The following is a 22,602-nucleotide window of genomic DNA, read 5'->3' on the forward strand; positions in this document are numbered from 1 at the left end:
CAAGCCCCGAGGGCTCAGCCCAGCAACCGCTCCAGCACCACGGCGATCCCGTCCTCCTCGTTCGAGGACGTCACCTCGTCCGCCACGGCCTTCAGCTCCTCGTGGGCGTCCGCCATGGCGACACCGTAGGAGGACCAGGCGAACATCGGTATGTCGTTGGGCATGTCGCCGAAGGCGATCGTGTCGGCCGCCTTCACCTTGAGCCGGCGGGCCGCCAGCGACAGACCGGTCGCCTTGGACAGGCCCAGGGGGAGGAGCTCGACGATGCCCTCGCCCGCCATGACGACGCTGACGAAGCCGCCGGCGGTGCGCGTGGCGACCTCGCACAGCTCGTCGTCCGACAGCGTCGGGTGCTGGATGTACATCTTGTTCAGCGGCGCGCTCCACAGGTCCGACGCGTCCGTGAAGGGCGTCGCGGGGAGGGTGCCCTGGACCGCGTAGCCGGGGCCGACCAGCACCTCTCCGTCCAGACCGTCGCGGCTCGCGGCCAGGTACAGCGGGCCGACCTCCGCCTCGATCTTGGCCAGCGCCACCCCGGCGAGCTGCCGGTCCAGCGTCACCGACGTCAGCAGGCGGTGGGCGCCGGCGTCGTACACCTGCGCGCCCTGGCCGCAGACGGCCAGGCCCTGGTAGCCGAGGTCGTCGAGGATGTGCCGGGTCCAGGGGACCGCGCGGCCGGTGACGACGATGTGCGCGGCGCCCGCGGCGGTGGCCGCCGCGAGCGCGTCACGGGTGCGGGGCGACACCGACTCGTCGGAGCGCAGCAGCGTCCCGTCGAGGTCGGTGGCGATCAGCTTGTAGGGGAAACCGGTGGTCACTTGGACACCGGCTCCAGGACCTCCCGGCCGCCCAGGTACGGACGCAGCACCTCGGGCACGCGCACCGAGCCGTCGGGCTGCTGGTGGTTCTCCAGGATCGCCACGATCGTGCGCGGTACGGCGCACAGGGTGCCGTTGAGCGTGGCCAGCGGCTTGACCTGCTTGCCGTCACGGAAGCGGATCGACAGCCGGCGGGACTGGAACTCGGTGCAGTCCGAGGTCGAGGTCAGCTCGCGGTACTTGCCCTGGGTCGGGATCCACGCCTCGCAGTCGAACTTGCGGGAGGCCGAGGCACCCAGGTCGGCGCTGGCCACGTCGATCACGCGGTACGGCAGCTCCAGGGAGGTCAGCCACTGCTTCTCCCACTCCAGCAGCCGCTGGTGCTCGGCCTGCGAGTCCTCCGGGGCCACGTAGGAGAACATCTCGACCTTGTCGAACTGGTGCACGCGGAAGATGCCCCGGGTGTCCTTGCCGTGCGAACCGGCCTCGCGGCGGAAGCAGGGCGAGAAGCCCGCGTAGCGCAGGGGGAGGCGGTCGGCGTCGAGGATCTCGTCCATGTGGTACGCCGCCAGCGCCACCTCGGACGTGCCGACCAGGTAGAGGTCGTCGTCGGCGAGGTGGTAGACGTCCTGGGAGGCCTGGCCGAGGAAGCCCGTGCCCGCCATGGACTGGGAGCGGACCAGGGCCGGGGTGAGCATCGGGGTGAAGCCGGCCGCGGTGGCCTGGGCCATCGCCGCGTTCACCAGGGCGAGCTCCAGGAGCGCGCCCACGCCCGTCAGGAAGTAGAAGCGCGAGCCGGAGACCTTGGCGCCGCGCTCGACGTCGATCGCGCCGAGGATCTGGCCGAGCTCCAGGTGGTCCTTGGGCTCGAAGCCCTCGGCGGCGAAGTCGCGGATCGAGCCGTGCGTCTCCAGCGTGACGAAGTCCTCCTCGCCGCCCACGGGCACGTCCGGGTGGACGAGGTTGCCGAGCCTCTGGAGCAGCTCCTGGGTCTCGCTGTCGGCCGCGTCGCGGTCCGCGTCGGCCGCCTTGACGTCGGCGGAGAGCTGGCCGGCCTTCTTCAGCAGCTCGGCCTTCTCGTCCCCGGCCGCCTTGGGGATGAGCTTGCCGAGCGCCTTCTGCTCGGCGCGCAGCTCGTCGAAGCGGACGCCGGACGACCTGCGCCGCTCGTCGGCAGACAGGAGGGCGTCGACGAGCGCGACGTCCTCTCCACGGGCGCGCTGGGACGCGCGCACACGGTCGGGGTCCTCACGGAGCAGGCGAAGGTCAATCACGCGCCCAAGGCTACCGGTGTGGGGTGACCGCTCACGACTCACTATTGGGGTCGTGTATTACGTACCGTTATGGCCGAATTGCGGTCGGTGTCAATAAAAAAGCGCTCCTCCCCCGGAACGGGGCATCTGTGAGGCGCCGCATTGACTCGATTTCCTTGTGCGGAACGGGACTTGGGGTCTGGTTGTCCACAGGGATCCACACCCTCCGAAGAGTTATCCACAGGCTGTGTGGAAGATCTGTGGACTTCGGAATTGATCACTCCGGAAGGCTGGGCGCCCCTCGGAATTCCCGGTGCAAACCTGCCCCGTCCTCACTTTCGAGTGCAATTGGGTCCCCCTGAAGAGTTACGCAAGGGAAAACGGTAGACGAAGGGCGTCCTGCCTGCTGATGGACCCATCCGGGCCTTGTAGGGCGATTTGTCGACTGAATCGCGCTGCGTTGTCGACTTGTCCCCAGGTCGAGAAGCGGACCTGTGGATAACTCCTGTGGATAACGAAAATCACCAGGTACGACCGGCCTAGAACCGGCCGTCCTGGCACCGCGCCACCCAGTCCGCCGCCTCCACGAACTCCTCGTCCGACGTCCCGAGCCGCGGCGGCTGGACATCCCCGGGCCGCACGTCCGCGCGCGGATAGGAGCCGAGGTAGCGCACCTGGAGGCAGATCCGCTTCAGGCCCTTCAGGGCGTCGGCCATCCGGCGGTCGGAGATATGGCCCTCGGCGTCGATGCAGAAGCAGTAGTTGCCGATGCCGGCACCGGTGGGCCGGGACTGGAGCAGCATCAGGTTGATGCCGCGCGTGGCGAACTCGCCCAGCAGGTCGCGCAGACCGCCGGGGTGGTCGTCGCGCTGCCACAGCACGATGGACGTCTTGTCCGCGCCGGTCGGCGCCGCGGGCCGGGCGGGCCGGCCGACCAGCACGAACCGTGTCTGGGCGTTCTCCGCGTCGTGGATCCCGGTCTCCAGGGCCTCCAGGCCGTAGCGGGCGGCCGCGAACTCACCGGCGAAGGCGGCGTCGTACTGGCCCTCCTGGACCAGCCGGGCGGCGTCCGCGTTCGAGGCGGCCGACTCCCAGTGCGCGTCCGGGAGGTGCTTCTTCAGCCAGTTGCGCACCTGCGGCTGGGCGGCCGGGTGGGCGGAGACCGTCTTGATGTCCGACAGCTTCGTGCCCGGGCGGACCAGCAGCGCGAAGGTGATCGACAGCAGCACCTCGCGGTAGATCATCAGCGGGGCGCCGGCGACCAGCTCGTCGAGGGTGGTGGTGATGCCGCCCTCGACGGAGTTCTCGATCGGCACGAACGCGGCCTCGGCCTCGCCGGTTCGTACCGCGTCGAGCGCGGACTGGACGGAGACGTAGGGGGTGAGTTCCCGGGTGGCGGCCTCGGGAAGCGTGCGCAGGGCGACTTCGGTGAAGGTGCCCTCAGGGCCGAGATACGCATAGCTCGCTGGCATGACCTCACCCTAATGGGCCCGTGGAATCGACATCCCCCACAAGACCGCCCAGAGGCGGACTCTCACCCCTCCAGCAACTTCTGCCCCACGTACTCGCCCTTGGCGGCCCCGCCCGGCACCGCGAACAGCCCGCTCGACTCGTGCCGGATGTACTGCGACAGGGCGTCGCCGCGGTCGAGCTTGCGCTGCACCGGCACGAAGCCGCGCAGCGGATCGGCCTGCCAGCAGATGAAGAGCAGACCCGCGTCGGGCACCCCGTCGGTGTCGATGCCGTCGTGGAAGGAGAACGGGCGGCGGAGCATCGCCGCGCCGCCGTTCTGGTCGGGCCGGGTGATGCGGGCGTGGGCGTTGATCGGGACGACCAGGTTGCCCTTGGCGTCCGTCTTCTCCAGGTCCATCGCGGTCGTCTCGGTGCCCCCGGACAGGGCCGCCCCGTCGGACTTGCGGCGCCCGATCACGTCCTCCTGCGCCTTCCCGGAGAGCTTCTCCCAGTCGTCGAGGAGCATCCGGATCCGGCGTACGACAGCGTAGGAGCCGTTCGCCATCCAGGCCGGTTCGCCCTTCTCCGGCACGAAGATCCGCTGGTCGAAGTCGGACTCGGCCGGCTTCGGGTTGCGGGTGCCGTCGATCTGGCCCATCAGGTTGCGGGCCGTCATGGGGTGGGCGGTGGCGCCCGGCGAGCGGTTGAAGCCGTTCATCTGCCAGCGGACGCGGGCCGCCGAGCCGGTGTCCTTCTGGATCGCGCGCAGGGCGTGGAAGGCGACCAGGGAGTCGTTGGCTCCGATCTGCACCCACAGGTCACCGTTGCTGCGGTTCTTGTCGAGCTGGTCCGAGGAGAACTCGGGCAGCGGGTCGAGGGAGGCCGGGCGCTGCTTCTCCAGGCCCGTCCTGGCGAAGAAGCTGTGGCCGAAGCCGAAGGTGATCGTCAGCGACGAGGGTCCGGCGTCCCGGGCCACGTCGGTGTCGTCGTGCCCGCTCGGCTCGCCCGCCATCAGCCGCCGGGCCGTCTCCGACCAGCGGCGCAGCAGGGCGGCGGCCTCCTTGCGGCCGGCGCCCGCCGCCAGGTCGAAGGCGACGACGTGGCCGCGGGCCTGGAGGGCCTCGGTGATGCCGGGCTGATGTTTCCCGTGAAACATCGCCCGGTCGGTGCCGAGCGAGGTGAGCGGCGCGGCTGCCTCGGAGGGGGCGGCGGCGTATCCCCCGGCCGCGCCCGCCGTACCGAGCACGAGCCCGGTGGCACCGGCGGTGCCGAGCATCCGGCGCCGTGAGATGCCCTCCCGGGCGGAGGCCGCTTCGGTCTCCCCCGGGGCGGTGCCGGGAGTACGGGTCTCCGGAGTGGACTGGTCAACCATGGTCGTTCAGCCGATCTGCGCGTTCTTGGAGACGGTCACCTCGTCGATGTCGGAGGTCCGCACGGTCACGTCGACCTTCCAGTCGCCGGCCATGGGGATCTGCACTCCGTTCGCCGACCAGTGTCCGGTAGCGAGGTGGTCCGGGGTGACGGGCAGGGGCCCGATGTTCTTGGCTTTCAAGGTGAAGTCGACCTTGACCTCGGGGATGTCGAAGGCCCGGCCGTTGGGCCGCTCCACGTAGACGTGCATCTCGTTGTCGCCCACGCGCGCGGGATCGAGGTCGACCGTGACGATGCCCTTGCCGTCCTCGCCGCCGGTGTCGAACGGCATGTTCAGGGTCAGCGCCCCGGACGCCCCGGCGTCGGCGGAGGCGGCTGCGGAGGACGAGGCGGCCGCCTTGGCCTCCTGCTCCGTACGGCCCGGCTCGGTCTGCGTCAGCACGGTGGTGACGGCGAGCAGGACGACCGCGATGCCGGCCTCGGCCAGCACGGAGCGGCGCAGCCCGAAGCGGTTGGGATCGGCGTCCCGGAGCTGCTTGCGCCGGGCGGTGTCCCGAGCGGCCCGCTGCCGGGCGAGCTGCGCGGCGCGCTCGGTGTCGGCGGGGTCGGTGTCGGCGGGCTCGGCTTCGTCGGACTCCGTGTCGTCAGGCCCAGGGCTGTCGGGCTCGGGGTCGGACTGCTCGTCGGCGTCACGGCCGGTGCTCGTGCCGGTCCGGTCATCGCCGGTGACGTCGGCGTCCGTGTCGCCGGAGGCGCCGGCCCCCGCACCCACGCGCGTCAACTCCCGCTCCGCCGATGCAGGCACCGCCTCCACCAGCCGCCCCGTCCAGCGCCGCGAGATCCACGCGACGCCGACCAGTACGACCACGAGGGCGATCTTCGCCAGGAGCAGTTGCCCGTACCGGGTGTCGGTGAAGGCCGACCAGGAGCCGAGCTGGCGCCAGGACTGGTACGTCCCGGTCGCGATCAGCGCGAGCACGCTGCCGAAGGCGACCCGGGAGAAGTCGCGTACGGCCGACGCGTCCACGGGTGTGTCGGCGGGGGCCCGGTACAGGGCGACCAGGAGCGCGCCGAGCCCGCCGAGCCACGCGGCGACGGCCAGCAGATGGACGACGTCGACCGGCATGGAGATGCCGGCCTGGAGCCCGACCGAGGCGTGCTCGGACATCGCCCAGCTCGCGGCGAGCCCGGCCGCCACGACGACGCCGCCGATGGCGAGACCGAAGGTCAGGTCGCGCCTCTCCTGGGGGTCCTCACGCTTGTCGTACGCCCCGAACAGCACGGAGATGAACAGGGCCGCCGCGGCGAGCAGCAGCAGCCGGGACACCAGGGCCGCGCCGGTCTTGGTCTCCAGCACCTGCCCGAGCAGGGACAGGTCGAAGACGTCGGCGACCTTCCCGGAGCCGGTGTAGGAGCCGCGCAGCAGGAGCAGGGCGAGGGTCGCGGCGGTGAGCGCGAGCCACCCGGAGACGACGAACCGCTGCACCGGACGTACCCCGGAGCCGCGTCGCCAGCAGGCGAGGACGAAGGCGGCACCACCGGCCATCACGATGAACCCGGCGTACGACACATACCGCCCGAAGCCGTACAGCCAGCCGACGAGCCCGTCGTCGGTCGCCTGCTGGGAGACCGTCGCGGAGGTCTTGGAGGGGGCGCCGATGGAGAAGGTGTAGGCGCCGGCGACGGGATGGCTGTCGGCGGAGACGACCTGGTAGGCCACCGTGTACGTGCCGTCGGGCAGACCCGGCTTCAGCCCCACGGCGTACGTCGTCCCGCTGACGTTGGACGGCTCGGCCGTGTCGACGCGCTTGCCGTCGGGGTCGAGCACGCGCAGTGAGTCGTCGGACAGCGCGACCTGCTCGGAGAAGGTGAGCGAGATCCGGGCCGGGGCCTCCTGGACCACCGCCCCCTGCCCGGGGTCGCTGCCGGTGACCGCGGCGTGCGCGGAGGCCGGGCCGGCTCCCGCGAGGAGTGCGCAGGCCGCGGCCAGGAGCAGCAGCACCAGGGTCCGGACGCGGGGGGCGATGGTCTGAGTCACGGGGATCCCTCCCTCAGTGTCCGGTCTTCGGGCTGTAGGTCGCCGACTTCACCGGCATCTCGACCTTGACGGGGCCGGAGTCGGCGAAGCGGAGCTCAAGGGTGACCGTCTGGCCTTCCTTCGGCTTGCGCTTCAGCTGCTCGAACATCAGGTGGTCGCCGCCGCTCTTGAGCACCAGTTCACCGTGGGCGGGGACCTTGAGGTCCTTGACCTCCTGCATGGCTCCGCCGACGGTCTCGTGCACGGTGACCTGACCGGCGACATCGCTCGTGACCGAGGTCAGCTCGTCGGCGGCACCGCCCTTGTTGGTGACGGTGAAGAAGCCGGCCGCCATCTCGTCGGAGACCGGCTGCGGCATGTACGCGGAGCCGACGGAGAGTTCCGCCTTCCCGTCCGCGGAGCCGCTGCCGGAGTCCGAGCCGCCGCAGCCCGCCAGGGCCAGCGCCCCGGCCAGGACGAGGGCCGGTGGGCCGAGTCGACGCCTCACGGGTTCGCTCCCTTGACGAGCGCGGGGAGGTCCTTGGTGTAGTCGTCGACGGAGGCGTCCTCGCCGTAGAGCACATAGCCGCCGTCGGTCTTCGGCGAGAACGCGATGACCTGGGTGCCGTGCTCGGAGATGATCTTGCCGTTCTTGTCCTTCCGCGGCGCGTCCAGGGAGATGCCGAGGGTACGGGCGCCGGCCTGGATGGTCGCGAAGTCGCCGGTGAGGCCGATGAACTGGGGGTCGATGCCCTTGAGCCACTTGCCGAGCTCGGCCGGGTTGTCGCGGTCCGGGTCGGTGGTGACGAACACGACGCGCAGATCGTCCTGTTCGGCCTTGGGCAGCTGCTTCTTGGCCACGGCGATGTTGCTCATGGTCGACGGGCAGACGTCGGGGCAGTGGGTGTAGCCGAAGTAGATCAGGGTGGGCTTGCCCTCGGTCTCCTTGCGGAGGTCGTACTTCTCGCCCTGCGTGTCGGTGAGGACCAGATCCGGCTTCTCGAACGGCTTGTCGAGGACGGTGGCGGCCTTCTCGGTACCGGCCTCCTCCGACACCACGGCGACGGGCTGGTCGCTGTCGCCGCCGCTGCCGCAGGCGGTCAGGGTCAGCGAGGCGGCGGCGAGCAGAGCGGCCGCGGCGAAGGTCTTGGTGCGCATAGAAAGGAATCCCAGATGTCGGTGACCCGGCGCGCACCGGGGTCTCCCCGCCCGAGGGGCGAGGATCCGGCGCGCGCCGTGCAACGGAAGGGTCGTCAGGCGTTGGAGCGCCGACGCCCGGCGAGCACGCCGTAGGCGACGCCCGCCGCGCCCACCACGATGCCGACGACGCCCAGGACACGGGCGGTGGTGTCGGTGCCGTCGGAGTGGGCGGTGTCGGCGGCGGCGGTCTTGGCGGAGGCCTTCTCGGCGTGCTCGGAGTCGGAGGCCTTGTCGCCCGACGAGCCGTGGTGCCCGTCCTCGGAGGCGGCGGACAGCTCCAGCACCGGGGCCGGGTTGTCGGGCTCCTCCTTGCCGTCCTGCGGCACCTCGATCCAGCGGACGACCTCCTTGTTGGAGTACGTCTGCAGGGCCTTGAAGACGAGTTCGTCGGCGTCCTCGGGCAGGGTGCCGATGGAGACCGGGAACTTCTGGAAGAAGCCGGCCTTGATGCCGTCGCCGTCGGCGGTCCAGGTGACCTTGGTGACGGCCTCGGAGATCTTCTCGCCGTGCATCTCCAGCGGCTTGTCCAGCTTGGACTTGGTGACCTTGATGTCCCATCCGGGCACCGGCTCCGGCATGACGGAGGCCAGCGGGTGGTCGGTGGGGAAGTTGACCTCGAGCTTGGTGGTCGAGGCGTCGTCGCGCTCGTTGGGGACCTTGAAGTCCACGACCGCGTAGCCGCCCTTGGCGGCCTCCCCTTCCGGCTGCACGGTGACGTGCGCGAAGGCGGGGGCGGACAGGGCGAGAACGGTGACACCGGCGGCGGCACCGGCCGCGGCGATACGGGAAACCTTCATGGAAGGAGCACTCCGCTGTGAGTCGGTTCGGGATGAGGAAGAGGGATACACGCACACGCGCGTGCCGCACGACGGCGGCCCCTCCTCGAATCCGAAGAACCCGAAGAATCGGAGTGGCGGTCGCGTCGCGTCAGGCGGCGAGGGCGAGAGCGGATACGGGCGCAGGGACGGCCGGCGGGCCGCGCCGGATCACCGTGTGCTGCAGCGCGGTCGTGGACGGCATCTTTGGCACGGGCCGCACGGCGAGCACGGGGCACGGGCGTGCCTGAGGCACTCCCGGGAGTCCGGCCCGCAGGGCCCGCACCAGCGCGAACGCCGCCCGCAGGGAGCGCGCGGGCGCCCCTTCGGCGACGCCCTGCGCGGACAGTTCGGTGAGCCGCAGCAGCGCCAGGTCGCCGTGGCGCAGCAGCCAGCCTGCGGCGATCGCCGCGAGGACATGGCCGAGCAGCATCGGCAGGGACGGCCACAGCGAGGCCGGCGCGGCGTCCGTTGCCACATGCGTGTGGGCGCCGCCCGTCGGCTGGAGCCGGGCGTCGGTGAGGACCTTGTGGGCCTGCGCCGGGCTGATCGCCGCCGCCGTGGTCCCGCACAGAAGCCGCGCGGCCTGCTGGACCAGCGCGGCGTCACTCGTGCCCGCCGGTACCGAGGAGCTGGTGGCGGCGGCCGTACCGTGCTGGCCCAGTCCGAACAGGGTGTGCAGCACCGTCTGGCCGACCGCGAGCAGTGCCGCGATCGCCGGCAGCGAGCGCACGCGCCCCGCGAGCGGCGCCGCCACCGCGGCCACCCCGAGGAACCCGGCGCCCAGCGTCCACAGCGGAATGCCCTCGCACGACGCCAGCGCGTGACCTGCCCCGGCCAGCACGACGCAGACCGCGGCGAACACCGCGGCCCGCAGGATCCGAACCGGGTGTCCGGAGCGCGTCGCGCGCGCGTGGGGGGCAGTCATGGCGGGCTCATCATCGCACTGGCCCCGAAGGCCTCGTGCGGCAGGTCCGCAAGATGCCGTACGACCGGAACGTCACCCTCTGGCCCGCCCGCCCCCACTTGCACCGATGTTCGCTCCTGCATACACCGATCAGGACCAGCGCGCATCCGCCGTATGGGCGGCATCACGTCAACTTCACGCTTACATGCGGTGGCTCGGGGCAATACGTAACGGTATGTCGAGCCGCAGCCAGGAGGCTGGAGCATGAGCATCTGGTGGTCACTCCATCTGCGGCGCGAAGCTGCCAGCGTGCCTCTCGCCAGGCGCCTGCTGATCGGCACGATGGAGACCGCGGGCGTCGACCCCGACATCTCCTACGACCTCTCCGTCGCCCTCAGCGAGGCCTGCGCGAACGCCGTGGAGCACGGCGGGGGCATGGCGCGCGGCGGCCCCGGTTCGGAGGCCTACCGGGTCACGGCCTACCTCGACGGCGAGAAGTGCCGGATCGAGGTCGCCGACGCGGGCCCGGGTTTCCCCGCGTCCTCCGTCTCCCGGTCCCGTCCGCCGATCCGGCCCGCGCAGTCCGACGCGGAGGACGGCAGAGGGCTGTGCCTCATCCAGGAGCTCGCCGACCATGTTCACTTCGGCAACAAGCCGGGCCGGGGCGGGGCCGTGGTGAGCTTCGACAAGGTCCTCAAGTGGCGCGAGGGTGCCGCGCCGCTGATGGCGGTGTGACCCCGCGGTGGTGTTTCACGTGAAACACCACCGCCGTGTGAACCACCACCGCCGTGTTTCACGTGAAACGTCCGCTGCAAGGTCCGCCCCTACAGCGCACCCCAGTCCAGCGTCGTCCGCGCCAGCCCCGCCACCCGCGTGAGCAGCGCCAGCCGGGCCGCACGGACCGCCGGGTCGGGGTCCATCACCAGAACCTCGTCGAAGAAGGCGCTGATCGCCTCGACCAGCGGCCCGGAGACCTCGATCAGGGCCCCGAGGTCGTCCTCGCGACCCTGCAGCGCCTGGTGTACGGCCTCGGCGCTCTCGGCGAGGCGCAGTTCGGCGGGCGCGGTCAGCAGAGACGGGTCCGCAGCCTCGACACCGCCCTCGGGGAGGATGCGCACGACCCGCTGGAACGCGGCGGCGAGTGCCTCGAAGGCCTCCGTGCCGATGTGCCGCTCCAGCGTGGCGAGCGTCCGGTCGCCGTGGGCGGGCCGGTCGGCCCACACCAGGACGGCCTGGACCAGCCGGTGTTCGTGCCCGGCGTCCGTGAGCTGCTGCTCATAGCGCCGGGTGATCAGCTCGCCGGCCTCGGCGACTCGCTCGACCGGCACCTCCACGCCCTGCGCCGCGTACCGTACGGCCGCCGCGCGCAGCCCGTCGCTCACCCGCAGCCCGCCCACCGCGGGCAGGCTCCGCAAGACGTTGAGCAGCCCGATCGCGGCCCGGCGCACCCCGTACGGATCGGAACTCCCGGTCGGTGCCGCCCCGATGATGAACATGCCCGTCACCAGGTCGAACCGGTCGGCCAGCGACAGCACGGCACCCGCGTCCCCGGCAGGAAGGGCGCCGCCGGCGGAGCGCGGCAGCTCCATCTCGGCGAGGGCCCGGGCGACCTCGGCGGACTCGCCGGCCCGGCGGGCGTACTCCTCGGCCATCACCCCGGCCAGTCCCGAGAACTCGATCACCATCTGGGACGCCAGGTCGAACTTCGCCAGCGCACCGGCCCGACGGACGACGTCCACCGCCTCCTGGGCCAGCCCTGCACGCCCGGCCAGATCGAGGGAGAGGACGGCGAGACGCTCGGCGCGGTCGGCGACCGTACCGAGCCGGTCCTCGAAGGTCAGCTTGTCCAGCCGGCTCCGGAACTCCGCCGGCGGCACCTTCAGATCCGCCCGCCAGAAGAACGCGGCGTCCTCGTAACGGGCCCGCAGCACCGCCTCGTTGCCCGCCCGCACCACGTCGTCGTCGCACAGGGCGTTGGCGAACGTGACGAAGTGCGGCATGAGGCGCTCGCCGTCCAGCACCGGCAGATAGCGCTGGTGCTTGCGCATCACGGTGGTCAGGACGCTCGCGGGCAGTTCGAGATAGCGCTCGTCGAACGACCCCCGCACGGCGTACGGGAACTCCAGGATGTCGGTGATCTCGTCGATCAGGCCGGCCTGGCCCTCCACGTCGATCCGCCCGCCGACCTCGGCCGCCGCCTCCACGGCACCGCGCACGACCGCCCCGCGCCGGGACTCCCGGTCGAGCAGGATGCCGTGCATGTGCAGGAAGTGCGGGTAGCCCTCGGCGGCGGTCACGCGGACTTCCGGATACGGGGCCTGACGCTGTACCCGGGTCGTGTCGCCCGCGGAGAGCGAGGAGACCACCACGGGCAGGGGAGTGCGCCCCAGCAGCGCGAGCAGCCAGCGCACGGGACGCGAGAACGACAGCCCCGGGTCGCTCCAGCGCATGTTGCGCCCGGCCCGCAGCCCCGACACGACCTCGGCCAGCAGCTCGCTGAGCACCTCGACGGCCGAGCGCCCCTCCTCGTGACGGGTGAGGGCCACATACTCGACCCCCTTGACATCGACGATCCGCACGTCCGTCGGTTCGGCGCCCTGGCTGCGGGCGAAGCCCAGCAGAGCCTGGGTGGGGGCGCCGTCCTTGAAGGCGGCGGCGACCTTCGGCCCGCGCACGGTCCGCATGGTGTCCCGTTCCCGCGGCTGCACACCGTCGACGGTGATCACGATCCGGCGCGGTGTGGCCATCACGTTGATCGCGCCGTGCCCCAGCCGGGTGTCGGCCAGCTTGGCGGTGACCGACTCGCGCACCGCCTCGGTGGTGGCGGGCACATCGGCGTACGGCAGTTCCTCCACGCCGATCTCGAAGAGCAGCGTCTCGACGCCGGGCACCTTGGGCAGCGCGTGCCGCTCCGCCGGGGCCGGTGCGGCCGCCACGCCGAGCGGATACTCCAGCGCGGCCCGCCGCCGCTCCCACAGCTTGGCCGACTCGTGGGTGAGCCCGCGCATCAGCGAGAACGCCTTGGCCCGCTCGGTGGTGCTGATGGCGCCGCGCGCGTCGAGCACGTTGAAGGTGTGGCTGCACTTGAGCACGTACATGTACGCGGGAACCGGCAGCTCCAGGTCGAGCAGGCGCCGGGCCTCGGCCGCGTACGACTCGAAGAGCCGGTGGTTGGTGTCGAGATCGGCGTCGTCGAGGTAGTAGCGGCTCATCTCGTACTCGTTCTGCCCGAACACCTCGCCGTAGGTGATGCCCGGCGCGTAGACGATGTCCTTGAAGTGGGCCACGCCCTGAAGGTTCATCAGGATGCGTTCGAGGCCGTACGTGATCTCCACCGACACCGGGTCCAGGGCGACACCGCCGACCTGCTGGAAGTAGGTGAACTGGGTGATCTCCATGCCGTCCAGCCAGACCTCCCAGCCCAGCCCCCAGGCGCCGAGCGCGGGTGAGGCCCAGTTGTCCTCGACGAACCGCACGTCGTGTGCGCCGAGGTCGACGCCGAGCGCCCGCAGGCTGCCCAGATAGAGCTCCTGGGGGTTGCCGGGGTCGGGCTTGAGGATGACCTGGAACTGGGTGTGGGTCTGGAGCCGGTTGGGGTTCTCGCCGTAGCGCGAGTCGTCCGGCCGCACGCTCGGCTCCACATAGGCGACGCTCCAGGGCTCGGGACCGAGCACGCGCAGCGCCGTGGCCGGGTTGGCCGTACCGGCTCCGACCTCGGTGTTCAACGGCTGCGTGATCATGCAGCCGTTGTCGCTCCAGTACTTCTGCAGGGTGAGGACAGCGTCCTGCATGGTCAGCGCCGTCTGGACGTTCTTCATGATCGAATCGCCTGTTCCCCGAGTCGGCCCGGCAAGGTCGGCCATGATCTCATAAGCCAACTACCTCTGACCTGCTGCTTTTTGACCTGCGCCCTTGCCGGCCGGATGTCTCCGGCCGATTCACAGCGGGCTCTCAGCCCAGCCTCACGAACCTGACGGCCGGCGTCCTTAGGTTCCACGTCCATGACGGGAAACCACAAGAACACCACCATCACCCGGCGCCGCGCCCTCGCGGTCGCGGGCGGCACGGTCGCCGCGGGCGGCCTGGCCGCGGCCGGCTACCAGTCGGCCTTCGCGGACACGACGACGTCCACGGCCAAGGCGACGACCGCGGCGACGGCCACCTCCTCCGCGAGCTCCGGCACCTGCATGGAGCTGATGTCGAGCGTCACGGAGGGGCCGTACTACCTCGACGGCGCGCTGGTCCGGAAGAACATCACCGAGGGCAAGAGCGGCGTCCCGCTGACCCTGCGCCTGACCGTCGTCGACGCCACCGACGGCTGCACCCCGGTCCCCGGCGCGGCCGTGGAGATCTGGCACTGCGACGCCTGGGGCTACTACTCCGGCTACACCACCGCCAACCCCGGCGGCTCGGCCCCCGCCGAGAGCGAGGACGGCTCCACCGCGAACGACAAGACCTATCTGCGCGGCTACCAGGTCGCCAACGCGGGCGGGGTCGTCAAGTTCGAGACGATCGTGCCGGGCTGGTACACCCCGCGCACCTGCCACATCCATCTGAAGGTCCACACCGGCGGCGCGAAGGAGGACGGCACCTACGAGGGCGGCAAGGTCAACTACACCGGCCAGCTCTTCTTCGACGACGAGATCGCCGAGTCGATCTTCGCCTTGGAGCCCTACAGCAAGCACACCGGCAGCTACACCAAACTCGCCGACGACATGGTCTACGACGGCGGCGGCGCCTCCAGCGGCCTGCTCACGCTCAAAGCCGTGCACAAGAAGGACCCGTCCAAGGGCTACAAGGGCTTCCTCACCCTGGGCATCGACCCGGACGCCGAGAACACCGGCGCTGGTGGCGGCGGTGGCGGAGGCGGCACACCCCCGAGCGGCGCCCCCACGGGCGAACCGCCGACGGGCGCCCCCAGCCCTTCGTCCTCCCCCTCCGCCTGAGGTACGGCGATGAACAGCCGTGAGGACGAGGCACTCGCGCAGGCCGCCGTCGACGCGCTGGTCGGCCAACTGGCCCTGGCCCCCAAGCCGGGCCTGCCCGACCCGCGCGATCTGACCGCCCGGGCCACCCGCCGGGACCACAGCGCCCTGCGCTGGTCGGCCAGGGCGCTGCTGCCCGGCCTCACGGCGATGGCCGCCGCCGCCCGCCGCACGGGCGAGCCCGGCGCCCGGCTCCGCGCGGACCTGGGCGCGATCGGCCGCTCCACGGAACACACGGTGGGTCTGACGGGCGGCGGCCACCGGGGCGCCCTGTGGACGCTCGGCCTGCTGGTCGCGGCGGCGGCGCTGCAACCGGGCGCGCGACCGGCCGACACGACGGCCCTGGCCAAGCGGATCGCCGCCCACCCGGACCGCCGCGCCCCGCGCCGCCCCTCACGCGGCTCCACGGTGTCGGCCCGCTACGGCGCGGCCGGCGCGCGGGGAGAGGCCAAGGCCGGCTTCCCCCACGTCCGCCGCGCCCTGACGGCCCTCACCACCTCCCGCGCCCAGGGCGCCGACGAGCCCGATGCCCGTCTGAACGCCCTGCTCACGGTGATGTCCACGCTCCAGGACACGGAACTGCTCCACACGGCGGGCCCGATCGGCCTGCGCCATGTCCAGGCGGGGGCGCGGGGTGTCCTGGAGGCGGGCGGCACGGCGACGGAGCCGGGCACGGAGGCGCTGCGGGCCCTGGACACAGACCTTCAGACACGCGCCTGGACCCCCAGGGGCAGCGCGCCTCTCCTTGCAGGCACGCTGTTCCTGGATGCCATAGGGGCGCGGGGAACTGCGCGACAAGCCACGCATCACCCGCACCCGAAACTCAACCCTTGACGGAGGCCATCCACGCCTCGACTTCATCCGACCGCCGGGGCAGCGCCGCGCTCAGGTTCCGGTTACCGCTCTCGGTCACGAGGATGTCGTCCTCGATCCGCACCCCGATACCCCGGTACTCCTCCGGCACGGTCAGATCGTCGGCCTGGAAGTACAACCCGGGCTCGACGGTCAGGCACATCCCCGGCTCCAGCACACCGTCGACATACGTCTCGGTCCGCGCGGCAGCGCAGTCGTGCACATCCATGCCGAGCATGTGACCCGTGCCGTGCAGCGTCCACCGCCGCTGCAGCCCCAGCCCCAGCACCCGCTCCACCGGCCCCTCGACGAGCCCCCACTCGACCAGCTTCTCCGCCAGCACCCGCTGCGCGGCATCGTGGAAGTCCCGGTACTTCGCGCCCGGCTGCACGGCCGCGATCCCGGCCTCCTGAGCCTCGTACACCGCGTCGTAGATCTTCTTCTGGAGCTCGTCGAACCGCCCGTTGACCGGCAGCGTGCGCGTGACGTCCGCCGTGTAGTACGTGTGCGTCTCCACGCCCGCGTCGAGCAGCAGCAGATCGCCCGAGCGCACGGGCCCGTCGTTGCGCACCCAGTGCAGCGTGCAGGCGTGCGGTCCGGCCGCGGCGATCGTGCCGTAGCCGACGTCGTTGCCCTCCACGCGCGCGCGGAGGAAGAAGGTGCCCTCGATGTAGCGCTCGGAGGTCGCCTCGGCCTTGTCGAGGACCTTCACCACGTCCTCGAAGCCGCGCACGGTCGAGTCGACCGCCTTCTGCAGCTCGCCGACCTCGAAGTCGTCCTTGACCAGCCGCGCCTCGGAGAGGAAGACCCGCAGCTCCTCGTCGCGCTCGGCGGTGACCTTGTCGGTCAGCGCGGCCTCGATGCCGGCGTCGTACCCGCGTACGACCCGCACCGGACCGGTGGCCTCGCCCAGCGCCCCGGCCAGCTCGCGCACATCGGAGGCGGGGATGCCGTAGAGCTGCTCCGCCTCGGTCAGGGAGTGGCGGCGGCCGACCCACAGCTCGCCCTGGCCGTCCAGCCAGAACTCGCCGTTCTCCCGGTCGGAACGCGGCAGAAGGTAGATCGTCGCCTCGTGGCCCTCGTCCTTGGGCTCCAGGACGAGGACGCCGTCCTCCGTCTGGTTGCCGGTGAGGTAGGCGTACTCGACGGAGGCGCGGAAGGCGTACTCGGTGTCGTTCGAGCGGGTCTTCAGGTTGCCCGCGGGGATCACCAGACGCTCGCCCGGGAAGCGCGCGGACAGCGCGGCCCGGCGGGCGGCGGTCTCGGCGGCCTGGGCGACGGGCTGGAGGTCACGCAGCTCGGTGTCGGCCCAGCCGCTCTTCATGTTCTCGGCAAGCTCGTCGGACACGCCGGGGTACAGTCCGTTCTTCCGCTGCTTGATCGGCTCTTCTTCGGCAGTCTCCGGGGTCTCCGAGAGCTCCTCCGCCACGGTCATCCTCCTCGATACGGCACTGGACCGTCCTCCACTGTACGGCGGCGCGGAGGACGGCTCAGGGCGATGACGAGGAGCGTTACTCGAAGCGCACCGCCAGCAGCACGACATCCTCCGCACCCTCCGCCGCGTCCAGCCCGTCCGGCAGCACGCTCCGCAGGACGTGGTCGGCGATCGCGCCCGGGTCGTGCCGCAGCGCGCGCGGCACCGCGGCAGCCGCCGCGTGCAGCCGGGCGAAGGCGCGGTCGGTGGCCTCGCCGGTGCGGTGCAGCAGCCCGTCGGTGTACAGCAGAACCGTCTCTCCAGGTTCGGCGAGGACCTCCACGCTCGGCGCTTCCCAGCAGGCGAGCATGCCCAGCGGGGCGGAGACCGAGGTCTCCACGAACTCCGTGCGGCGCTGTCCGATCAGCAGCGGCGGGCTGTGCCCGGCACCGGCCAGCGTGATCTTGCGGGCGGCCGGTTCGCAGTATCCGAACAGCGCGGTGGCCGAGCGGGCCGGCTCGGTCAGCCGCAGCAGCAGCTCCAGGTCGGACAGGACCGCGACCGGATCCTCGCCCTCCATCACGGCGTACGCCCGCAGGGAGGCCCGCAGCCGGCCCATGGCCGCGACCGCGCTGGGCCCCGACCCGGTGACGGAGCCCACAGCGAGGCCGAGGGCGGCGTCGGGCAGCGGCAGCGCGTCGTACCAGTCGCCGCCGCCGCGCGGGCCGGTGCGGTGCCGGGCCGCGAGCTGCACGCCGGACACCCGCGGCAGCCGCGCGGGCAGCAGCTCGTCCGACATCGTCGCCATGGCCGTGCGCGTGCGCTCCAGTTCCAGGAGCCGGGCGAGGTGTTCGGCGGCGTACTTGGCGTACAGGCCGACGAGATGGCGCGGGCGCTCGCCCGGCTCGGCGGGTTCGTCGTAGAGCCAGACGGCGGCGCCGAGGCGGCCCGTGGTCCCGGTGCGCAGGGGGAGGGCGTAGCTGGCGGCGTAGCCGAGGCGGGCCGCGACCTCGCGGTGGCGGGGGTCGAGCCCCTCCACGGCGAACAGGTCGGGCTCGGCGATCCCGTCCTCGCCGCCCGGCAGCCCGTCGAGGATCCGGCCGTAGGACAGGGCGCTGCGCGGCACGGTCTCGATGTGACCGAGGTCGGCTCGGGCCAGGCCGAGGCCGATGGTGGTGTCCGGGCCGAGGCCGTCGCCGGGTTCCAGCACGACGAGGCCGCGCCGGGCGCCCACGAGGGCGGCACCGGCCCGCAGCACTTCCTGGAGCGCCTCGTCGAGCGCGGCCGTACGGGCCAGGCGCTCGGTCAGCTCGTGGAGAGTGGTGAGGTCGGAGACCAAGCCGGCGAGACGGTCCTGCAGTACCGCGCCGGGCGGGGCCGGGGGGTTTGCGGGAACAACCGGGGAGGTACCCGGCGCGCCGGGCGCGACAGTGTGTGCGGGTGCAGGAACCGTTGAATCGATTCCGGCCACTTTCGGAGGGTGCGGGGCGTTCATGGTCTCCGGCCTTCCGACCGGCGCGTACTGCTCAAAAGCATCGCAAACCCCCATGTCATTCTGCGCCGCCAGCAGTGTCTCCACATGTACACGCACTCGTGAGGAGATGTCCAGCATTGTCCTGCCGGGATTCCTGGTGTCCGTGAGGTCCGAGCGAACAACTCCCCTTCCCCTTGCCGAAAGGCAAAGTTGGCTTAAAACTGCCGCAGTGGAAGGCTTATTGCGGTCGACTGGGCTTGCTCGACGGAGCGTCACGACGGTCGTGATGGGTACGTACTCGGTGAAGGCCAGGGGTGGTTGGGAATCACCCGGAACCTGGCGACGGACCCGGGCGTCCTATCCACCGACGACCGTGCCCCATCCTCCCGTGGCGGAGGCGGAGAGAAATACGCGCGACGGCAAACGCCATACTTCGCCACCCCTACGCCACGCCCGTGCTTTTGATACACGCAGTATGGGCGGGACGGCCGCGGAGGCAGTCAAGGCTCGACCCATAGGGGTTCCCCCTGCTTCAGGCAGGGGTGTGATGCGCCACTAGGTACGCACAGTGAAGCGATCGACACATGTTGTGATGTGGACCACGGTGTTGCCAGGCGTGCAACGGAAAGGAACGAGCGCTCATGCGCGAGATCCTCGGAAGGCGACGCAGGCTCCTGTCCAAGCGCGGTGACGGGACGCCTGAGCTGATCGGCTCGGCCCTGACCTACGCGACGGAATGGCAGTGGCCCGTACTCCCGGGCGTGGCGGCGGACCCGCAGGTGGCGGGCCGCTGCGGATGCCCCGACCCCGAGTGCACGGTGCCCGGCGCGCACCCCTTCGACCCCGGCCTCCTCGCGGCCACCACCGACGGACGCATGATCCGCTGGTGGTGGGGCAACCGGCCCGCGGCGCCGATCGTCATGGCCACCGGCGGCAAGGCGCCCTGCGCGGTCTCGCTGCCCGCCCTGCCGGCCGCCCGCGCCCTGGAGGCGCTCGACCGCATGGGCATGCGGCTCGGCCCGGTCGTCGCCTCCCCCGCCCGCTGGGCGATTCTTGTGAAGCCGTACTCCATGGAGCAGCTCGGCGAACTGCTCTACGCCAAGGACTTCGTGCCCGGCTCCCTCCGCTTCCACAGCGAGGGCGGCTATCTGGCCCTGCCGCCGTCCGAGACGGGCCAGGGCGAGATCCGCTGGGAGCGGGCGCCGCTGCCCGGCTCCGCCTCTCCGTGGGTGCCCGATGTCGAGGCCGTGGTGGACGCGGTGGTCGAAGCCCTCACTCGTACGGGTGTGAGCGCGCCCGAGTTCTAGGAGCGTCGGGCGCGCCGGGCCCGGCGTGGGCCTCGGGGCGTTAAGTTCCGGGGTCATGCCGCGTCATGCCCGGGGCCGCTCCCGGGACCCCCGAAAGGCCAGACTGTTCGCCCTCGCGGGCGTCGTGGCGGTGTGCGCGGTCGCACTGCCGCTGGCGGTGGCGTCCGCGGGATCCGTGCATTCCGATCGCCACTCCGGTCTCTCTTCGGATCGGCGTTCACAGGACGAGGTACGTCCCTCTCCGGCCGGTCCCTCTCCGCGCAGTGCCTCTCCGGGCGCCGACGACAAGGCGCTCGGGGCGTCCCGAAGCGCGCCCTCCGCCGTTCCGGGCCTGCCCACACTGGGTCAGGGCCTGGCGACCGCCGTGCGCTGCGGTCCCGAAGTCTCCTCCCCCGACGGCATCGAGGCACAGACCTGTGTCGTGACGCAGGGTGCGCGGACCTGGGCGCGGACGTACTACCGCAACGCGACCGGCGAGGCGCTGGACGCCGTACTGACCCTGATGGAGCCCGGTGCCCGGACCGTGCGGATGACGTGTGCGGTGAGCGCCGAGGACGAGCCGCGGACGTGCGAGACGCCCCGGGAGCCGGTGCGAGGGGATCTGGCGGCGTACACGGCGGTCGCGGAGTTCGCCCGGCGGGCCGGAGAGGGTCCGCTGCTGCTGCGCTCGGGAAGCAACTCACCGGTGTGGACGGGCAGTTGACGAGCGGCTGCGTTCGGTGAACGTTCGCGGAGACGAAAAGACCCGGTTGCTGGCGACGGGGGATGCACCAGCAACCGGGCTACAGGAACGGTAACAAGAGATCGGCGGTTCGCAAATTCGATCTCTCCCTTTCCAGTCACCGACTGGCTTGTCTCCAGCGGGAGTTGTGAGAGGAGTCACCGGTTTCGGGGCGCACGGGTCCGGCCGGCCGGGGTGGCGGCCGGCCGGACCCGGTGGCGCACATCAGCTCAGCGTGACCTGCCGGTTGGTGAGGCCGCCGCGGGCGCGGCGCTCGTCCGGGGTGAGCGGCGTCTCCGTGGCCAGGGCGGCGGCGAGGCGCTCGGCGAACTCCGCCGCCGGCTTCTCCACGTCCTCGGCCGTGACCCCGCTCGGCAGGTCCCACACCGGCACCGTGAGCCCGTGAGCGCGGAAGGAGCCCACCAGGCGGGTGCCCTCGCCGAGGCTGGAGCGGCCCGCGGCGTGCAGCCGCGCGAGAGCGTCCAGAAGCTGCTCCTCGGCGTGCGGCATGACCCACCGCAGATGGTTCTTCTCCGGCGTCTCGCACCAGTAGGCGGCGTCCACGCTCTGGAGCTTGACGGTCGGGATGGCCGCGGCGTTGGCCCGCTCCAGGGAGGCGGTCACCTCCGGCGTGGCGTTCTCCGTGTCCGGGACCCAGAACTCGAAGCCGCTGTGCACTTCTGGCTCGAAGGTGCCCTCCGGGTCGAGCAGATCCTGCAGCCGCGGACCGTCGGCCGGGGCGCGGCGGCCCTGCACCGGTGTACCGGGCTCGGCCTCCAGGGCGCGCTGGAGGGTATCGGCGAGGTCGCGGCTGATGTCGCCGGAGGAGGTGTCGTTCTGCAGGCCGAGCAGGACCGAGCCGTCGTCGCGGCGCAGGGCGGGCCAGGCCATCGGCAGGACCGTGGCCAGGGTGACCGCGGGGACGCCCTCAGGCAGGCCGTCCTTGAGAGGCAGCCCGACCGTCGCCGCCGGGACCAGCTCGCGCAGGGCCACCCAGTCGCACTCGCCGGGCAGGCCCTCGAAGGGGCGGTGCACCAGCTCGGTCGCGGCGTGGGACGCGGCCCGGCCGTGACAGGCCTTGTAGCGGCGGCCGCTGCCGCAGGGGCAGGGCTCGCGGGCGCCTACAACCGGGACCTCGCCATCCGTGATCTGCGGGCGCTTGGCCTTCGTCTGGGGTCGCTTCTTGGCCATCGATGGTCTCCCGGTTACGGCTCGTCTCGTACGGTCGCGAGCCTAGCCGTTCGGGCTCCGGGCGACGGGATCCTGTGGACAACACTCGGTCCAGCGCGGCGTACGGGAGCTCAGCCCTCAGCCTTCAGCGCTCAGCCCTCAGCCTTCAGTCCATGTCCTCGAAGGCGTCCGCGAAGTCGAGTCCGGGTATCTGCGAGACCGCCGGGGCCGCGACGCGCGTCACGAAGTCGTCGCGGCGATGGCCGGCGTCCGGGTCGTACACGTCGTCGTGGACGATGACCCACACCGTGACCTCGCCGCGGATGTCGTCGCGGACGCCCCAGTCGTCGGCCAGCGCGGTGATGATGTTCAGCCCGCGGCCGCCGTGCGCCGTGACCGACGGGGTCGCCGGGGCGGGGCGGGTCGGGCCGCCGCCGTCCGTGACCTCGACGATGAGTCGGCCGGCCGTGTCCACACGCCACGCGGCACGGACGTCGCCGTCACCGGACAGCGCGTCGCCGAGTGGCCTGCCGTGTTTGCACGCGTTGCTCAAAAGTTCGGAAAGGATCAGTACGGCGTCGTCGATGACCGAATCCGCTACGCCACCGCTGCGCAACTGTGAACGCATACGGTGCCTTGCTTTCCCCACGCCCGCAGGGCCATGGGGTACGGCCATGCTCGACGACGTGGGCACCTCCTGTGCCACCACCAACGCCACCCCCGAGACCTCCTTCGCCCCACGCCACGGTGTGGATGCCCCATTGGCCTGAACCGGAAACCGGCCAATCAACGTCCTGTGACGCATTCACCACGATCGAATACGGACCGAACGCGCCGGAGCACTCC

General features: G+C 71.6%; 19 protein-coding genes. 5 read left to right on the forward strand and 14 right to left on the reverse strand.

Annotated elements, in window-relative coordinates; all coding sequences use genetic code 11:
- Positions 1-14 precede the first annotated feature (14 nt).
- The 9 genes from NNW99_RS19220 to NNW99_RS19260 all read right to left on the reverse strand — a co-directional run bounded on the left by NNW99_RS19220 (position 15) and on the right by NNW99_RS19260 (position 9,854).
- Positions 15-818 (reverse strand): HAD family hydrolase, encoded by an 804-nt coding sequence (locus NNW99_RS19220; protein WP_215120366.1) that lies wholly within the window; start codon positions 816-818, stop codon positions 15-17.
- Entirely contained in the window at positions 815-2,092 is a 1,278-nt protein-coding gene (gene serS, locus NNW99_RS19225) for a serine--tRNA ligase (protein WP_215120367.1), read from the reverse strand. The genes NNW99_RS19220 and serS overlap by 4 nt, the downstream gene beginning before the upstream one ends.
- Positions 2,093-2,610: 518 nt before the next feature.
- Complete coding sequence (gene pheA, locus NNW99_RS19230) at positions 2,611-3,543, reverse strand: prephenate dehydratase (RefSeq protein WP_215120368.1); 933 nt, start codon at positions 3,541-3,543, stop codon at positions 2,611-2,613.
- 62 nt (positions 3,544-3,605) lie between these two features.
- Entirely contained in the window at positions 3,606-4,895 is a 1,290-nt protein-coding gene (efeB, locus tag NNW99_RS19235; protein WP_215120369.1) for an iron uptake transporter deferrochelatase/peroxidase subunit, read from the reverse strand.
- A gap of 6 nt (positions 4,896-4,901) precedes the next feature.
- A complete protein-coding gene (locus NNW99_RS19240; protein WP_215120370.1) occupies positions 4,902-6,932 on the reverse strand; it encodes a copper resistance CopC/CopD family protein in 2,031 nt (676 codons plus the stop codon).
- Between the two features lie 13 nt (positions 6,933-6,945).
- On the reverse strand, positions 6,946-7,419 hold the full coding sequence (locus NNW99_RS19245; RefSeq protein WP_215120371.1) for a copper chaperone PCu(A)C: 474 nt from the start codon (positions 7,417-7,419) through the stop codon (positions 6,946-6,948).
- A complete protein-coding gene (locus tag NNW99_RS19250) occupies positions 7,416-8,069 on the reverse strand; it encodes an SCO family protein (RefSeq protein WP_215120372.1) in 654 nt (217 codons plus the stop codon). Before NNW99_RS19250 ends, NNW99_RS19245 begins: the two co-directional genes overlap by 4 nt.
- A 95-nt stretch (positions 8,070-8,164) precedes the next feature.
- Complete coding sequence (locus tag NNW99_RS19255; RefSeq protein ID WP_215120373.1) at positions 8,165-8,908, reverse strand: YcnI family protein; 744 nt, start codon at positions 8,906-8,908, stop codon at positions 8,165-8,167.
- 130 nt (positions 8,909-9,038) lie between these two features.
- Positions 9,039-9,854 (reverse strand): hypothetical protein, encoded by an 816-nt coding sequence (locus NNW99_RS19260; RefSeq protein ID WP_215120374.1) that lies wholly within the window; start codon positions 9,852-9,854, stop codon positions 9,039-9,041.
- Positions 9,855-10,097: 243 nt separating this feature from the next.
- On the opposite strand from NNW99_RS19260, the gene NNW99_RS19265 reads away from it, so the two are divergent.
- Positions 10,098-10,568: an ATP-binding protein gene (locus NNW99_RS19265; protein WP_215120375.1), complete on the forward strand. Its 471-nt coding sequence runs from the start codon at positions 10,098-10,100 to the stop codon at positions 10,566-10,568.
- An 89-nt stretch (positions 10,569-10,657) separates the two neighbouring features.
- On the opposite strand, the gene NNW99_RS19270 is transcribed toward NNW99_RS19265, so the two are convergent.
- Positions 10,658-13,651 (reverse strand): glycine--tRNA ligase, encoded by a 2,994-nt coding sequence (locus NNW99_RS19270; RefSeq protein WP_215120376.1) that lies wholly within the window; start codon positions 13,649-13,651, stop codon positions 10,658-10,660.
- A gap of 183 nt (positions 13,652-13,834) precedes the next feature.
- Between NNW99_RS19270 and NNW99_RS19275 the strand changes: the two genes are divergently transcribed.
- Together NNW99_RS19275 and NNW99_RS19280 are read left to right on the forward strand one after the other, a co-directional pair.
- Positions 13,835-14,779: an intradiol ring-cleavage dioxygenase gene (locus tag NNW99_RS19275; RefSeq protein ID WP_215120377.1), complete on the forward strand. Its 945-nt coding sequence runs from the start codon at positions 13,835-13,837 to the stop codon at positions 14,777-14,779.
- Positions 14,780-14,788: 9 nt separating this feature from the next.
- Positions 14,789-15,652 carry a triphosphoribosyl-dephospho-CoA synthase gene (locus NNW99_RS19280; RefSeq protein WP_215120378.1) on the forward strand — a complete coding sequence of 288 codons (864 nt, stop codon included), beginning with the start codon at positions 14,789-14,791 and terminating at the stop codon, positions 15,650-15,652.
- Here NNW99_RS19280 and NNW99_RS19285 read toward each other — a convergent pair.
- The gene (locus tag NNW99_RS19285) at positions 15,642-17,105 is read right to left on the reverse strand and encodes an aminopeptidase P family protein (RefSeq protein ID WP_215120379.1); all 1,464 of its coding nucleotides are present in this window, start codon (positions 17,103-17,105) and stop codon (positions 15,642-15,644) included. The genes NNW99_RS19280 and NNW99_RS19285 overlap by 11 nt on opposite strands.
- Positions 17,106-17,181: 76 nt before the next feature.
- Complete coding sequence (locus NNW99_RS19290) at positions 17,182-18,696, reverse strand: PP2C family protein-serine/threonine phosphatase (RefSeq protein ID WP_215120380.1); 1,515 nt, start codon at positions 18,694-18,696, stop codon at positions 17,182-17,184.
- A 503-nt stretch (positions 18,697-19,199) separates the two neighbouring features.
- Here NNW99_RS19290 and NNW99_RS19295 point away from each other — a divergent pair.
- Both NNW99_RS19295 and NNW99_RS19300 read left to right on the forward strand, forming a co-directional pair.
- On the forward strand, positions 19,200-19,865 hold the full coding sequence (locus tag NNW99_RS19295; protein ID WP_215120381.1) for a bifunctional DNA primase/polymerase: 666 nt from the start codon (positions 19,200-19,202) through the stop codon (positions 19,863-19,865).
- Between the two features lie 55 nt (positions 19,866-19,920).
- Positions 19,921-20,568 (forward strand): hypothetical protein, encoded by a 648-nt coding sequence (locus NNW99_RS19300; RefSeq protein WP_215120382.1) that lies wholly within the window; start codon positions 19,921-19,923, stop codon positions 20,566-20,568.
- A 243-nt stretch (positions 20,569-20,811) separates the two neighbouring features.
- Here NNW99_RS19300 and NNW99_RS19305 read toward each other — a convergent pair whose 3' ends face one another.
- Positions 20,812-21,777, reverse strand: coding sequence for a DUF5926 family protein (locus tag NNW99_RS19305; RefSeq protein ID WP_215120383.1), 966 nt, complete (start codon positions 21,775-21,777; stop codon positions 20,812-20,814).
- A 145-nt stretch (positions 21,778-21,922) separates the two neighbouring features.
- Positions 21,923-22,561, reverse strand: coding sequence for an ATP-binding protein (locus tag NNW99_RS19310; RefSeq protein WP_215120384.1), 639 nt, complete (start codon positions 22,559-22,561; stop codon positions 21,923-21,925).
- Positions 22,562-22,602: the final 41 nt, after the last annotated feature.

This window comes from Streptomyces sp. CRCS-T-1 (genome assembly GCF_024442335.1).
In the GTDB taxonomy this organism is placed as follows: domain Bacteria; phylum Actinomycetota; class Actinomycetes; order Streptomycetales; family Streptomycetaceae; genus Streptomyces; species Streptomyces koelreuteriae.

Bases quoted from the DNA above. Each gene is read 5' to 3' on its own strand.
- NNW99_RS19250 (WP_215120372.1), bottom strand. From the start codon at position 8,069: ATGCGCACCAAGACCTTCGCCGCGGCCGCTCTGCTCGCCGCCGCCTCG.
- NNW99_RS19295 (WP_215120381.1), top strand. From the start codon at position 19,200: ATGCGCGAGATCCTCGGAAGGCGACGCAGGCTCCTGTCCAAGCGCGGT.
- NNW99_RS19305 (WP_215120383.1), bottom strand. From the start codon at position 21,777: ATGGCCAAGAAGCGACCCCAGACGAAGGCCAAGCGCCCGCAGATCACG.
- NNW99_RS19280 (WP_215120378.1), top strand. From the start codon at position 14,789: ATGAACAGCCGTGAGGACGAGGCACTCGCGCAGGCCGCCGTCGACGCG.
- NNW99_RS19260 (WP_215120374.1), bottom strand. From the start codon at position 9,854: ATGACTGCCCCCCACGCGCGCGCGACGCGCTCCGGACACCCGGTTCGG.
- pheA (WP_215120368.1), bottom strand. From the start codon at position 3,543: ATGCCAGCGAGCTATGCGTATCTCGGCCCTGAGGGCACCTTCACCGAA.
- NNW99_RS19265 (WP_215120375.1), top strand. From the start codon at position 10,098: ATGAGCATCTGGTGGTCACTCCATCTGCGGCGCGAAGCTGCCAGCGTG.
- NNW99_RS19275 (WP_215120377.1), top strand. From the start codon at position 13,835: ATGACGGGAAACCACAAGAACACCACCATCACCCGGCGCCGCGCCCTC.
- efeB (WP_215120369.1), bottom strand. From the start codon at position 4,895: ATGGTTGACCAGTCCACTCCGGAGACCCGTACTCCCGGCACCGCCCCG.
- NNW99_RS19300 (WP_215120382.1), top strand. From the start codon at position 19,921: ATGCCGCGTCATGCCCGGGGCCGCTCCCGGGACCCCCGAAAGGCCAGA.
- NNW99_RS19255 (WP_215120373.1), bottom strand. From the start codon at position 8,908: ATGAAGGTTTCCCGTATCGCCGCGGCCGGTGCCGCCGCCGGTGTCACC.
- NNW99_RS19290 (WP_215120380.1), bottom strand. From the start codon at position 18,696: ATGCTGGACATCTCCTCACGAGTGCGTGTACATGTGGAGACACTGCTG.
- NNW99_RS19285 (WP_215120379.1), bottom strand. From the start codon at position 17,105: ATGACCGTGGCGGAGGAGCTCTCGGAGACCCCGGAGACTGCCGAAGAA.
- NNW99_RS19310 (WP_215120384.1), bottom strand. From the start codon at position 22,561: ATGCGTCACAGGACGTTGATTGGCCGGTTTCCGGTTCAGGCCAATGGG.
- NNW99_RS19270 (WP_215120376.1), bottom strand. From the start codon at position 13,651: ATGAAGAACGTCCAGACGGCGCTGACCATGCAGGACGCTGTCCTCACC.